Genomic DNA, 12,824 nt, shown 5'->3' with positions numbered 1-12,824 from the left:
CCTAGCCGTCGGCGCCGGGCAGGAGCACGCTGCCGTCCACCGTGGTCGCGGTGTCGCCGCCGACCCAGATGGTGCCGTCCGCGGCGGTCTCGATGTGCACCCGGCCCCGCCGACCCAGCGCGGTGCCCTGCGAGGCGACGTACGACGTGGGCAGGCGGGTGCCGGCCAGCCACTGCGCGAGCCCGGCGTTGAGGCTGCCGGTGACCGGGTCCTCGGGCATCCCGTAGCCAGGGCAGAACGCGCGCACCTCGATCTCCGCGTCGCTCGCGCCGGGCGGGTAGATGCCGACCACGCCGATCTTGAGGTCGCCGAAGGCGGCGAAGTCGGGCTGGAGGCCGATCACCGCGGTGGCGTCGCCGAGCTGGACGCCGACCCAGCCGGGGCCGTTGTCGATCCAGGCGCTGCCGGCGATCTCGGCGACGTCGATGCCCAGCGCACGGGCGATGCGGGCCAGGTCCGCCTCGTCGACCGGGCCGGAGCGCATCAGCGGCGGCGCGGCGAACGCGAGCCGGTCGGTGCGCCGGATCCGCACCAGCCCCGCCCCGCACTCCTGCACCAGGTCGGTGCCGGCCGGCACCCCGCCGGCCTCGAGCCAGGCGTGGGCGCTGCCGAGCGTCGGGTGCCCGGCGAACGGCAGCTCGCCGCCCGGGGTCCAGATCCGCAGCCGGTAGTCGGCTCCGGGCTCCGTCGGGCGCAGCAGGAACGTGGTCTCGGACAGGTTGGTCCACCGCGCGAACGCGGCCATGTCGGCGTCCGACACGTCGTCGGCGTCGTGGACCACGGCGACCGGGTTCCCGAGCAGCGGGGCGGAGGAGAAGACGTCGACCTGGCGGAAGCGGTGCATGCCCGGCACCGTACCCATCGCGTCCCACCGGGGGACCGGTCAGCGAGGGCTCAGGGGTGCAGCGACATCGGGCCGTAGACGACCCGGTCGTGCTCGAAGAGCGTGACCGCGTCGACGCCCGCCGCGGCGAGGTCGGCCCAGATCTCGCCGACCCACGACTCGGCGTCGGCCTGGCTCTCGAAGCGCTGCCCGGCGAGCTCGCCCTCGATGCTCACCTCGACACCGGAGGCGTCCTCGGGGCGCCACCACCAGGGCTGCTCCGCGGGCAGGGGCGGACGGAAGGTCGGGGGCTGGTCGGGAAGACTCACGGCTACACCTCTCGCACGGACGGCTGGACGAACGGGGGCTTGGTCACCACGAAGACCTCGCGGCGACCACGGACGTCGACACCCACCTCGGTGTCGACCTCGACGAACGGCGGCAGGTAGGCCAGGCCGACCCCCGCGCGGAGCGTCGGCGAGAAGGTGCCGGACGTGACCTCGCCGAGGCGCACGTCGGGCGTGAGGGAGACCGCCATGCCGGGGCGCGGGATGCCGCGGCCGGACGCCACGAGGCCGCGCAGCAGGCGGCTCGGCCCGGCGGCGCGCTCGGCGAGCAGCGCGTCGCGCCCCCAGAAGGACGGCTTGGCCCACCCGACGGCCCAGCCCAGGCGGGCCTGGACGGGGGTGGTGTCGGTGGTGATGTCCTGGCCGTGGAGCGGGTAGCCCATCTCGGTGCGCAGGGTGTCGCGGGCGCCCAGGCCGCACGCGACGATGCCCCGCCGGTGGCCGGCGTCGAGGAGCGCGTCCCAGAGCGGCACCGCCACGGCGTACGGCGCGATGAGCTCGTAGCCGCGCTCGCCGGTGTAGCCGCTGCGGCACACCACGACCCGCTCGCCGCGGAACGGCGCGAGCGCGAAGGACATGTAGTCGTGGCCGACCGGCATCCCGAGCTCGGTGAGGACCTCGTCGGACTCCGGGCCCTGCACGGCGAGCACGACGTGCTCGCGGTGCTCGTCGACGACGGCGACCCCGGGCGGCGCGTGCTCGGCGAGGCGGCGGGCGACCTCGGCGGAGTTGGCGGCGTTGGGGACCAGCAGCACCTCGTCGTCGTCGCGCAGGTAGACGATCAGGTCGTCGACGATGCCGCCGGTCTCGTCCTCGCAGCACAGCGTGTACTGGGCCTGGCCGGGACGGATCCGGCCGAGGTCGTTGGTGAGGACCGAGTCGACGTACGCCGCGGCGCCGGGGCCGCGCACGACGACCTTGCCCAGGTGGCTGACGTCGAAGAGGCCGACGCCGTCGCGGACGGCCTGGTGCTCCTTGACGACCCCGGTGGGGTACTCCAGCGGCATCGTCCAGCCGCCGAACTCGGCGAACTTGGCCCCGAGCTCGGCGTGGCGTTCGTGCAGCGGGGACCTGAGCAGCGGTGCAGAGGATCCGACCATGGCGTCAACCTACCGCCGGGGCCACGCGTTAGCCTGCAACCGTGACGTCGTACACGCTCCGCAAGGCCAGCCCCGCCAAGACCCGCTGCGACGCCGTCGTGGTCGGTGTCGTGCAGACGCCGAAGGGGGTGGAGCTGGCCGCCGGCGCCGAGGACGTCGCGGCCGCCTGGGGACGCAAGCTGCGCCCGCTGCTGTCCAGCCTGGGCGTCAAGGGCGGTGCGGGCGAGATCACCCGGATCCCGACCGGCGGCACCATCACCGCACCGCTGCTCGTGCTGGTCGGCCTCGGCAAGGACCCGGGCCCCGTGCAGGTGCGGCGCGCCGCCGGTGCCGCCGCCCGCGCGGTCCCCAACTCCGCCTCCGTCGCGCTCGCGCTGCCCGCGGAGTCCGTCGAGCTGGTGCGCGCCGTCACCGAGGGCTGGATCCTCGGCGGCTACACGTTCACGACCTACAAGTCGGCATCCGCGAAGGAGGACTCCGCCGAGCACCCCGGCGAGGTGGTCGTCCTCAGCCCCGAGGCGCGCGACTCCGCGGCCAAGACGGCCTTCGAGGACGCCCAGGTGGTGGCCGAGGCCGTCGCCACGTGCCGCGACTGGGTCAACACCCCGCCCGGCGACCTGACGCCGCCGGTGTTCGCGGACGCCGTCGAGGCGGCCGTCAACGAGGCCGGCAGCGGTCGCGGCGCCCCGAAGCTGTCGGTGTCCGTGCTCGACGAGGAGCGCCTGGCCGAGCTCGGCTGCGGCGGCATCCTGGGGGTCGGGGCCGGGTCGGCCGCTCCCCCGCGCCTGGTCGAGATCAGCTACACCCCCAAGCACGCCACGGCGCACCTCGCGCTGGTCGGCAAGGGCATCACCTTCGACTCCGGCGGCCTCAGCATCAAGCCCGCAGCGAACATGCACGAGATGAAGTCCGACATGGGCGGCGCGGCGGCCGTCGTGCAGGCCACCGTCGCCATCGCCCGCCTCGGGCTGCCGGTGCGCGTCAGCACGTTCGTGCCGATGGCCGAGAACATGCTCTCCGGCGCCGCGACCCGTCCCGGCGACGTGCTGCGGATGTATGGCGGCACCACCGTCGAGGTCCTCAACACCGACGCCGAGGGCCGCCTGGTGCTGGCCGACGCGCTGGTGCGCGCCACCGAGCTCAAGCCCGACGTGGTCGTCGACGTCGCGACCCTGACCGGGCACATGGTGGTCGCCCTCGGCGACAAGGTCGCCGGCGTGATGGGCTCCCCCGAGATCGTGGACGCCGTGCGCAGCGCCGCCGCCAGCGCCGGCGAGGACGTCTGGCCGATGCCGATCCCCGAGGTCATGGAGGAGCGCATCCACTCCTCGAAGATCGCCGACCTCGCCCAGCACGACTGGATCCGCTGGGGCGGCGGGCTGTACGCCGCGGCCTTCCTGCGCGAGTTCACCGCCGGACTCCCCTGGGCCCACCTCGACATCGCGGGCCCGGCGTACACCTCCGGCGGCCCCTCGGGCCACGTCACCTCCGGCGGCACCGGCTTCGCCGTCGCCACCCTCGTCGACTACGCCCGCACGCTGGCCGACACGAAGGGCTGACCCCGGCCACCTCGGCCGCGCGGGACCCCGTCGTCGGTCGAGCTCGTCGAGAACCACCGGTGGACGGACCAGGGAACCGGCGTGCCGCCGGCACCGTCCACCGGTCATGGGTCTGCGGTCGATGCTCGTCGCGGTGGCGCTGTGCGCGGCCGCCGTCGCCTGCGCGTCGGAGGATGCGTCCGGTCCGCGAACGGACCCGGAGGCCCCCAGCGCCGCCCCGAAGGACGTCTTCCCGGTCGGCGCCATCGGTGCCTTCGGGATCTACCCGCACTGCGGTGTCGAGTTCACGCTCATCGACGGCATGCTCTGGCGGACAACGGTGCCGCCCGGGAGCGGCAACCCACAGACCTGGCCGGTCGGCGCCTTCCGCGGCACCCTGAGCCGTCCCGCAGTCGACCTCGCGATCTACACGAGCCCACTCCTACCGGTCACGAGACTGGTCTTCCGGCCCGCACCCGACGCCAGCCACGCCTGCGCGTGAGCGTCCGGAGCACCGGCTGCGAGCGGGGCTCCGTCGGTCGGCGAGGGCCTGCATTGGTCGAGCACGGCCGTCGTTGATCGAGCTTGACGAGACCTTCGGGCATAGGTCCGGCCCCGCCGGCTGCGACTGACGGGGTCCTGACGCTCGAGATCTACTCGTCGGGCGGGTGGACGGCGACGAGGCGGGTGGTGCCGTGGTCCTTGACCAGGTGGAGCCCGTGCGGGGATCGCCAGAGGTACGTCGCCGGATCGGTCCGGTCGTAGGTCCAGCCCGTATGTGTCTTGGCGCGGTGATGTCGCCGGCACAGCGGCGCCAGGTTGCAGCTGCATGTCGGGCCGCCTGAGCCGTGGGCGACGACGTGGTCGGTGTCGCAGCGGCGGGCCGGGCGTTCGCACCACGGGAAGGCGCACGTCGGCTGGGCCAGACGGGTCTGCTCGACCAGCCGGTCGGGGACCGCGTAGGCGTCGGTGTGGTGGTGGGCGTCGAGGTCGATGACGGGCTTGATGACGACCTGGGCGTCGCTGGTGCACCAGTCGCGGACCTGGTCGGTGGAGACGATGGAGCGGGTCTCCTCGATGCGCGCGATGCCGGGCTCGCCACCGAGGGCCGCCTCGGAGAGGTGCACGTGGATGACCACCTGCCGCGGCTTCACCACCGACCCTGCCCCCTCGCCGGTCTCGGTCATCAGGTCGAGGGTGAGCTGGCGGCGGGCGAGCTCGCCGGCGGCCCGGGAGCGGCGCACGTCCAGCGGCTCCTCGGAGCCGAGCGCCGCGAGCTGTTGGGCGCCCTGGCGGATCGCGGCGTCGAGGTCGAGTGCGTCGGCGAGGTCGAGGGTGCCCTCGACCTGCACGGTGCCGTCGAAGTCGGCTGTCTCTGTGTGGACGTCGAACCGGCGCCCGTCCGCGGCCTGGCGACGCTGCTTCTCGGCGCCCTCCGGGTCGAACAGCACCCGGGCGTGCTCGACCAGTCGTCCGATCGCGGCGAAGCCGACCTTGCCCACGACGGGGGCGAGCTGGCGGTCGACGTACTCCGCACCGGAGAGCGGCAACGTGGTCGTCAGCTGCGCGACCCGCCGCGCCTTCCACGCAGGGACCTTTCCGGCCCGCACGAGGGCCCAGGTCCGCTTCAGCCGGTGGGCCAGCTCGAGGGCCTCGCCGATCAGCGACTTGGCGGAGTCGGTCGAGAGGCCGAGCGCGGCACCCAGCTCCATCGGCGCGAACTCCGCCACCAGCGGGGCGCCCTCACCCGCCAGCGGGACGGCCAGCTCCCCGAACACCAGCCCGGTGGTCGGGCTGGTGGACACCGACACCTCCGGGTGCATCGCCGCCCACACCAGAGCGGCCTCCAGGAGCCTCGCCTCGGCAGCCTGGGCCGCAGCCCGCTGCGCCTGTGCGAACGCCAGCACGGTGGCTGGGGTGTCGCAGTCGGGGAGCTCGGGGTCGGCCATGCCTCATTCTACTCGAACGCACGTTCGAGAACAAGGGTCCTTCCCCAGGCTGCTGGGTCCCGACAGGCTCGACCGACGCCGACGCCGACGCCGACGAGTGCCCTCTGCGTCAGAGGCCCTGCTGCTTCCGGCGGCGGTTGTAGTCGCGCATGCGCTGCGGGATGCCGACGACGGCGGCGTCGTAGGAGGGGACCTGGAAGGTGTTGCAGAAGCGGTGCGCCCACTCGACGGAGGGGACGCGGCGGCGCGTCCACTCGCCGTCGTGGGCGACCAGCAACAGGGTCACGTCGCTGACGGCGGTGCGTGGCTCGACGAAGCCCTCGACGCCGCGGCGCTCGGTGACCCACGTGCGCAGGTGCTCCTCGTCGACCTTGCTGGACGCCCGGACACTCGTGGAGCCGGTGCGGAACCCGTCCGCTGCCGGCTTGCTCATCCGGCCACCGGAGCGGCGGCGGAAGCGATCCATCAGACCCATGGGGCACAGTCTGCCTGCTGGCACCGCACTTGCGGAGCAGTTCACGCCTCGCGACCCGGTGTGGACAGCGTGGCAGAAGGTGCGAAGATGGGGCCCCGCTCGCGCGGCACTCACGGAAGGAACACGGTGGCCGACACCGACTACGACGTACTCATCCTCGGCGGAGGCTCGGGTGGCTATGCGTGCGCCCTGCGGGCCGCGCAGCTGGACCTGAGCGTCGCCGTCGTGGAGGAGTCGAAGGTCGGCGGCACCTGCCTGCACCAGGGCTGCATCCCCACCAAGGCCCTCCTGCACGCCGCCGAGGTGGCCGACTCCGCCCGCGACTCCGAGGTGTTCGGCGTCCGCGCCACCTTCGAGGGCGTCGACATGGCCGGCGTCAACGCCTACAAGGACGGCGTCGTGAAGCGCCTGTTCAACGGGCTCACCGGCCTGGTCCGCAGCCGCGGCGTCACCGTGATCGAGGGACGCGGCCGGCTCACCGGCCCGCGCCAGGTCGCGGTCGGCGACACCACCTACTCCGCGCGCCACGTCGTGCTCGCCTCCGGCTCCTACCCGCGCATGCTGCCCGGCCTCGAGGTCGACGGCGAGCGGGTCATCACCTCCGAGCACGCCCTGCGCCTGGACCGCGTCCCCGCGTCGGTCGCCGTCCTCGGCGGCGGCGTGATCGGCTGCGAGTTCGCCAGCGTGTGGCGCAGCTTCGGCGCCGACGTCACCATCGTGGAGGCGCTCCCCCGGCTGATCGCCGGCGAGGACGAGGCGTCCTCCAAGGCCCTCCAGCGCGCCTTCACCAAGCGCGGCATCACCGTGCGCACCGACACCTCCTTCGAGAGCGTCAAGCACACGGAGGACGGCGTCGCGCTCACCCTCGCCGACGGCTCGGTCCTCGAGGCCGAGGTGCTGCTCGTCGCCGTCGGGCGCGGTCCCCGCACCGAGGGCCTCGGGTACGACGAGCAGGGCGTCGCCATGGAGCGCGGCTTCGTGCTCACCGACGAGCGCTGCCGCACCAACCTCGACGGCGTCCGCGCCGTCGGCGACATCGTCCCCGGCCTCCAGCTCGCCCACCGCGGGTTCGCGCAGGGCATCTTCGTGGCCGAGGACATCGCAGGGCTCGACCCCCGCCCGATCGACGAGGTCGGGATCCCGAGGGTCACCTACACCGCTCCCGAGGTCGCCTCGGTCGGGCTCGACGAGACGGCCGCCCGCGCGGCGTACGGCGAGGACGGCATCGAGACGCTCACCTACGACCTCGGCGGCAACGGCAAGAGCCAGATCCTGAAGACCCAGGGGTTCGTGAAGCTCATCCGCCGCACCGACGGCCCCGTCGTCGGCATCCACCTGGTCGGTGACCGGGTGGGCGAGCTCGTGGGGCAGGCCCAGCTGATCCACGGCTGGGAGGGGTACCCGGAAGACGTCGCCCCTCTCGTCCACGCGCATCCCACGCAGCACGAGGCGCTCGGCGAGGCACACCTCGCCCTGGCCGGCAAGCCGCTCCACACGCATTCCTGACACCACCCACATCGAAGAGAACGCGAGCGAAGGAACCTCCATTGGCCACCGAAGTCAACCTCCCGGCACTCGGGGAGTCCGTCACCGAAGGCACCGTCACCCGTTGGCTCAAGCAGGTCGGTGACACCGTTGCGGTGGACGAGCCGCTGCTCGAGGTCTCCACCGACAAGGTCGACACCGAGATCCCCTCCCCGATCGCCGGCACCCTGCTGGAGATCAAGGCCCAGGAGGACGACACCGTCGAGGTGGGCGCCGTGCTGGCGCTCATCGGCGACGAGGGCGAGTCCGCCGGCGGCTCCGAGTCCGAGGAGCCTGCCGAGGAGCCCGAGCCCGAGCAGGAGAAGGCCGAGGAGCCCGCGGCTGCCGAGGAGCCCGCTCCCGCCGCGGAGGAGGCCCCCAAGCCCGCCGCCGAGACCAAGAAGTCGGGCGGCTCCGGCACCCCCGTGACCCTCCCCGCACTGGGCGAGTCGGTCACCGAGGGCACCGTCACCCGCTGGCTCAAGCAGGTCGGCGACGAGGTCGCCGTCGACGAGCCGCTGCTCGAGGTCTCCACCGACAAGGTCGACACCGAGATCCCCTCTCCGATCGCCGGCACCCTGCTGGAGATCAAGGCCGAGGAGGACGAGACGGTCGAGGTCGGCGCCGAGCTCGCGATCATCGGCGACGCCGGTGCCGCACCCGCCGAGGAGAAGGCCGCCGAGCCGGAGCCCGAGCCGGAGCCGGAGCCGGAGCCGGAGCCCGAGCCGGAGCCGGAGCCCGAGCCGGAGAAGAAGCCCGAGCCGGTTGCCGAGAAGAAGTCCGAGCCCGCGCCGAAGGCCGCGGCCGAGGAGAAGAAGCCCGAGCCCGCCGCCGAGAAGCCCAGCGGTTCCGGTGACGGCCACGGCTACGTGACCCCGCTGGTGCGCAAGCTGGCCCAGCAGCACGGCGTCGACCTCGCCAGCATCTCCGGCACCGGTGTCGGCGGCCGCGTCCGCAAGCAGGACGTGCTCGACGCCGCCGCTGCCGCCAAGCAGCAGGCCGCCCCCGCCGCTGCGGCCCCGGCCGCCGCCGCGGCGCCGTCCGCCCCGTCGGTGACCCCCTCGCCGCTGCGCGGCACCACGGAGAAGATCAGCCGCCTGCGCAAGATCATCTCCGAGCGGATGCTGGACTCGCTGCACACCTCCGCGCAGCTGACCCAGGTCGTGGAGGTCGACGTCACCAACGTCGCCCGCCTGCGCGACGCGGTGAAGGCCGACTTCCTGTCCCGCGAGGGCGTGAAGCTGTCCTACCTGCCGTTCTTCGCCAAGGCCGCGATCGACGCGCTCAAGCAGCACCCCAAGCTGAACGCGACGATCGACGCCGAGGCCGGCGAGGTGACCTACTACGACCGCGAGAACGTCGCGTTCGCGGTGGACACCGAGAAGGGCCTGCTGACGCCCGTCGTGAAGGACGCCGGCGACCTCTCGATCGCCGGTCTGGCGAAGAAGATCGCCGATGTCGCGGAGCGCACCCGCACCAACAAGATCGGCCCGGACGAGCTCGGTGGCGGCACCTTCACCATCACCAACCTCGGCAGCGTCGGCGCGCTGTGGGACACCCCGATCATCAACCAGCCGCAGGTCGCCATCCTCGGCCCGGGCGCGGTCGTCAAGCGCCCGGTCGTGATCGACGACCCGAACCTGGGCGAGACGATCGCGGTGCGTCACATGGTCTTCCTCGCGCTGACCTACGACCACCGCCTGGTCGACGGGGCGGACGCCGGCCGCTTCCTCGCCGACGTCAAGAAGCGTCTCGAGGCGGGCGTCTTCGACGTCTGATCCCTCGCTGGTCGCGCCGAGTCGGCGCGAACGGCGGAACTCTCCCGGCTCCGGCCGGCGCAGGGCTCCGCGGTTCGCGCCGACTCGCGCATTTCGGGGGTGCCGGGTGGCACGCTGACGACATGCACGTCGTGATCGCCGGCTCCTCCGGCTTCCTGGGCACCCACCTGCGCGCCGAGCTCGACCGGCGCGGCCACCGGGTCACCGCGCTCGTACGCCGCGGCGCGGCGGCGCCCGGGGAGTCCACCTGGGACCCCGCCGCCGGGACCGTGGACCCCGAGGTGATCGGGTCCGCCGACGTGGTGGTCAACCTGGCCGGCTCCCCCACCCTGGGCAACCCGCACTCGCGACGCTGGGCCCAGGAGCTGGAGCAGAGCCGGGTGCGCTCCACCGAGGTGCTGGCGCGGGCGGTCGCCGAGGCCGCCCGCTCCGGGCAGGGGCCGGCGTACCTCGCCGGCAACGGCATCTCCTACTACGGCGACCACGGCGACCACGAGCTGACCGAGGCCTCCGACAGCCGCGGGCAGGCGCTGCTCACGCGGGTCACCCGGGTCTGGCAGGCGGCCGCGCAGCCGGCGGTCGACGCGGGGGCCCGGGTGGTCGTGCTGCGCACCGCGCCGGTGATGGACCGTCGCGCGGCGCCGCTGAAGCAGCTGGTGCCGCTCTTCCGTGCCGGGCTCGGGGGGCGGCTGGGCAGCGGTCGCCAGCACATGGCGATGTGCTCGCTGCGCGACTGGGTCGGCGGCGTGGTGCACGCCGCCGAGCACCCCGACCTCGAGGGGCCGGTCAACCTCACCTGTCCTGTGGCGCCCACCAACGCCGAGTTCACCCGCGAGCTCGCCGCGCAGCTGCACCGCCCGGCGTTCGCGTTCGTGCCGGGACCGCTGCTGCGCGTCGGCGCCGGCGAGATGGCGCCGGAGCTGCTCGGCTCGCTCAACGTGCGCCCGGCCCGGCTGCTCGACAGCGGCTATGACTTTCACGACCCCGACGTCGCGGCGGTGCTGCGCACCGCGCTGCGTGCGGACGGCGGACCGCCCGCACGTTGAGCGAGGCGATGTGGGAGAACTGAGCCCGTGAGCACCACCACGACCCCCGAGCGGCTGCGCGTCGAGCGCCCCGACGGCACCAGCTTCCACCTGACCCTGCGCCCGGCCGCCGAGGACGCCCCGGCCGTGCTGGTCGTCCCGGCGATGGGGCTGGGCTCGCGCTACTACCTGCGGCTGCTCGCCGCGCTGGAGGCCGCCGGCGTCAGCGGCGCCGCCACCGAGCTGCGCGGGCACGAGGAGGGCGGCGAGCCCGCCGGTCGCCGCCGCGACTTCGGCTACGCCGACCTGGTCGACGACCTGGACCGGGCGGTCACCGCTCTGTCCGCTCGGCTCCCCGGCGCACCGATCCACCTGCTGGGCCACAGCCTGGGCGGCCAGCTCGCCGCGGTGGAGGCGGCGGCGCGCCCCGAGCGGCTCGCCGGGCTGATCCACGTGGCGTCCGGGACGCCGTACTGGCGGGTCTTCTCGCCGCGGATGCTCGCGATGACCCAGGTCGTGCCGCTGATCGCGCGGGTGCTCGGCCACTTCCCGGGCGACCGGTTCGGCTTCGCCGGGCGCGAGGCGCGCACCCAGATGACCGACTGGGCGCGCTTGGCCCGCACCGGCCGCTTCGTCTTCGGCCGGCCGCGCCGCGACCACGGCCGGGCGATGGGGAGCACCGCGCTGCCGGTGCTCTCGGTGTCGCTGGAGGGCGACGAGCTGGCGCCGCCGGCGTCCGTCGACGACCTGGCCGGGCGGTTCCCGAGTCGGTGCGTCGAGCGGGTCCACCTCGACCCGGTCGCCCTGGGCTACGACCAGGTCGACCACCTGCGCTGGGCCCGGCACCCCGGCGTGGTGGTGCCGACCCTCACCGGCTGGCTGGACCGTCTGCACCCACGGGCCTGACCGACACGACGCGCCACCGGTCCTCCTCGCGGCGCAGCACCAGCACCCGCCGCGAGGCCCGGTCCGTGGGCAGCGCGAGCCGGGTGCCGCGCCCCGCGGCGACCCCACCGACCACGCGGTCGGTCACGTCGAGCACCAGGCGTTCCGGCCGCGCGCGGCGTACGTCGAGGCGCAGCACCTGGGTGCTCAGGTCGCGCACCATCAGCCCGCGCCGGGTCCAGGCGCGCAGCATCGCGACGTCGCGGCGTCCGGCCGCGCTCCCGGGGGCGTAGAGCTCGCCCAGGGCGCGCAGGTCGCCGGCGGCCCACGCGTCGGCGCGTCGGGCGTCCCACTCGGCGAGGACCTCACGGGCCACGGGGACCACGGGCGGAGCCGAGGTCCCGGCCGACGCCGGGCGGTCCGGGTCGCTCCCGCGCCCCGAGAGGGCCTCGGCGACGACGACCACCGCGGTGCCGGCCAGCAGCGGCAGCAGCACCGCCACGAGCAGGACCGGGAGCCAGCGCGCAGACCTCATCCCCCACTCCTACCCGGGACGGCGCCTCTCGCGGGCGCGTCGTCCACAGCCCCGCCCGCGGAGCCGGGGGGTCCGGGCCGCGGCGTAGGCTCGACGCCGTGACTGAGCTGCGCTTCGAGGAGGTCGGCCTGGGGGCCGACGCGATCGACTACCTGACCGCCTGGGAGCTCCAGCGCGAGGTCCACGAGCGGGTCGCGGCCGGCGAGCAGCCGGGCACGGTGCTGCTGCTCGAGCACCCGCCGGTCTTCACCGCCGGCAAGCGCACCCTGCCCGAGGAGCGCCCGCTCGACCCGGGCGGCGCCGACGTCATCGACGTCGACCGCGGCGGCAAGATCACCTTCCACGGTCCCGGCCAGCTGGTCGGTTACCCGATCGTCGCGCTGCCCGACCACGTCAAGGTCGTCGACTACGTGCGTCGGGTCGAGGAGGCGCTCATCGGCGTGTGCGCCGACCTGGGCGTGACCACCGCGCGGGTCCCCGGCCGCAGCGGGGTCTGGCTGCGCGCCGACGACCGCGGCCCGGAGCGCAAGATCGCCGCCATCGGCATCCGGGTCAGCCGCGGCGTGACCATGCACGGGTTCTCCCTCAACTGCGACGTCGACCTGGGCTGGTACTCCCGCTTCGTGCCGTGCGGGATCGCCGACGCCGGCGTCACCTCGCTCAGTGCCGAGCTGGGCCGCGACGTGCCGGTCGCGGAGGTGCTGCCGCTGGTGCGCCGCCACGTCGCCGAGCTGCTCGCCTGGGCGCCGTACGACGCCACCCCGGACTACGAGCCGCGCCCCGATCCCGCCAAGGCACCGCGCATCGAGCTGCTCACCCCCGGCAACCGCTGAGCCGGTCCAGAC

The 12,824-nt window shown here is 74.2% G+C and carries 13 protein-coding genes; 7 read left to right on the top strand and 6 right to left on the bottom strand.

The window, feature by feature from the left end; genetic code table 11:
• Window position 1: 1 nt before the first annotated feature.
• From HOQ23_RS08235 to gcvT, 3 genes are read right to left on the bottom strand one after another with little or no spacing between them, the layout of a single operon-like run.
• Complete coding sequence (locus tag HOQ23_RS08235; RefSeq protein WP_172213638.1) at window positions 2–844, bottom strand: PhzF family phenazine biosynthesis protein; 843 nt, start codon at window positions 842–844, stop codon at window positions 2–4.
• Between the two features lie 50 nt (window positions 845–894).
• On the bottom strand, window positions 895–1,152 hold the full coding sequence (locus HOQ23_RS08230) for a hypothetical protein (RefSeq protein WP_172213636.1): 258 nt from the start codon (window positions 1,150–1,152) through the stop codon (window positions 895–897).
• Window positions 1,153–1,154: 2 nt separating this feature from the next.
• Window positions 1,155–2,270: a glycine cleavage system aminomethyltransferase GcvT gene (gene gcvT, locus HOQ23_RS08225; protein WP_172213634.1), complete on the bottom strand. Its 1,116-nt coding sequence runs from the start codon at window positions 2,268–2,270 to the stop codon at window positions 1,155–1,157.
• Between the two features lie 41 nt (window positions 2,271–2,311).
• Here gcvT and HOQ23_RS08220 point away from each other — a divergent pair, with 41 nt between their 5' ends.
• Both HOQ23_RS08220 and HOQ23_RS08215 read left to right on the top strand, forming a co-directional pair.
• Window positions 2,312–3,829: a leucyl aminopeptidase gene (locus HOQ23_RS08220; protein WP_172213632.1), complete on the top strand. Its 1,518-nt coding sequence runs from the start codon at window positions 2,312–2,314 to the stop codon at window positions 3,827–3,829.
• A gap of 106 nt (window positions 3,830–3,935) precedes the next feature.
• Window positions 3,936–4,310, top strand: coding sequence for a hypothetical protein (locus HOQ23_RS08215; RefSeq protein WP_172213630.1), 375 nt, complete (start codon window positions 3,936–3,938; stop codon window positions 4,308–4,310).
• A gap of 151 nt (window positions 4,311–4,461) precedes the next feature.
• Here the strand turns inward: HOQ23_RS08215 and HOQ23_RS08210 are convergent, their stop codons facing one another.
• Window positions 4,462–5,757, bottom strand: a complete 1,296-nt coding sequence (locus HOQ23_RS08210) for an HNH endonuclease signature motif containing protein (protein WP_172213628.1) — start codon at window positions 5,755–5,757, stop codon at window positions 4,462–4,464.
• A gap of 109 nt (window positions 5,758–5,866) precedes the next feature.
• Window positions 5,867–6,232 carry a hypothetical protein gene (locus HOQ23_RS08205; RefSeq protein WP_253945276.1) on the bottom strand — a complete coding sequence of 122 codons (366 nt, stop codon included), beginning with the start codon at window positions 6,230–6,232 and terminating at the stop codon, window positions 5,867–5,869.
• 126 nt (window positions 6,233–6,358) lie between these two features.
• On the opposite strand from HOQ23_RS08205, the gene lpdA reads away from it, so the two are divergent.
• The 4 genes from lpdA to HOQ23_RS08185 all read left to right on the top strand — a co-directional run bounded on the left by lpdA (window position 6,359) and on the right by HOQ23_RS08185 (window position 11,465).
• On the top strand, window positions 6,359–7,738 hold the full coding sequence (gene lpdA / locus HOQ23_RS08200) for a dihydrolipoyl dehydrogenase (protein ID WP_367650425.1): 1,380 nt from the start codon (window positions 6,359–6,361) through the stop codon (window positions 7,736–7,738).
• A 41-nt stretch (window positions 7,739–7,779) separates the two neighbouring features.
• On the top strand, window positions 7,780–9,534 hold the full coding sequence (gene sucB, locus HOQ23_RS08195) for a 2-oxoglutarate dehydrogenase, E2 component, dihydrolipoamide succinyltransferase (protein WP_172213624.1): 1,755 nt from the start codon (window positions 7,780–7,782) through the stop codon (window positions 9,532–9,534).
• A 122-nt stretch (window positions 9,535–9,656) separates the two neighbouring features.
• Complete coding sequence (locus tag HOQ23_RS08190; RefSeq protein WP_172213622.1) at window positions 9,657–10,580, top strand: TIGR01777 family oxidoreductase; 924 nt, start codon at window positions 9,657–9,659, stop codon at window positions 10,578–10,580.
• A gap of 27 nt (window positions 10,581–10,607) precedes the next feature.
• Complete coding sequence (locus tag HOQ23_RS08185) at window positions 10,608–11,465, top strand: alpha/beta fold hydrolase (RefSeq protein ID WP_172213620.1); 858 nt, start codon at window positions 10,608–10,610, stop codon at window positions 11,463–11,465.
• Here HOQ23_RS08185 and HOQ23_RS08180 read toward each other — a convergent pair.
• Window positions 11,428–11,979, bottom strand: a complete 552-nt coding sequence (locus HOQ23_RS08180; protein WP_172213618.1) for a hypothetical protein — start codon at window positions 11,977–11,979, stop codon at window positions 11,428–11,430. The genes HOQ23_RS08185 and HOQ23_RS08180 overlap by 38 nt on opposite strands.
• A 98-nt stretch (window positions 11,980–12,077) precedes the next feature.
• On the opposite strand from HOQ23_RS08180, the gene lipB reads away from it, so the two are divergent.
• Complete coding sequence (gene lipB / locus HOQ23_RS08175) at window positions 12,078–12,812, top strand: lipoyl(octanoyl) transferase LipB (protein WP_172213616.1); 735 nt, start codon at window positions 12,078–12,080, stop codon at window positions 12,810–12,812.
• Window positions 12,813–12,824 lie beyond the last annotated feature (12 nt).

It is taken from the genome of Nocardioides sp. zg-DK7169 (genome assembly GCF_013155365.1).
Classification (GTDB): Bacteria; Actinomycetota; Actinomycetes; order Propionibacteriales; family Nocardioidaceae; genus Nocardioides.
This window is presented reverse-complemented; position numbering and strand designations above follow the sequence as displayed.

Coding starts and splice junctions, on each gene's coding strand:
- HOQ23_RS08235 (WP_172213638.1), bottom strand. CDS start 844: ATGCACCGCTTCCGCCAGGTCGACGTCTTCTCCTCCGCCCCGCTGCTC.
- gcvT (WP_172213634.1), bottom strand. CDS start 2,270: ATGGTCGGATCCTCTGCACCGCTGCTCAGGTCCCCGCTGCACGAACGC.
- HOQ23_RS08215 (WP_172213630.1), top strand. CDS start 3,936: ATGGGTCTGCGGTCGATGCTCGTCGCGGTGGCGCTGTGCGCGGCCGCC.
- HOQ23_RS08210 (WP_172213628.1), bottom strand. CDS start 5,757: ATGGCCGACCCCGAGCTCCCCGACTGCGACACCCCAGCCACCGTGCTG.
- HOQ23_RS08205 (WP_253945276.1), bottom strand. CDS start 6,232: ATGGGTCTGATGGATCGCTTCCGCCGCCGCTCCGGTGGCCGGATGAGC.
- HOQ23_RS08190 (WP_172213622.1), top strand. CDS start 9,657: ATGCACGTCGTGATCGCCGGCTCCTCCGGCTTCCTGGGCACCCACCTG.
- HOQ23_RS08180 (WP_172213618.1), bottom strand. CDS start 11,979: ATGAGGTCTGCGCGCTGGCTCCCGGTCCTGCTCGTGGCGGTGCTGCTG.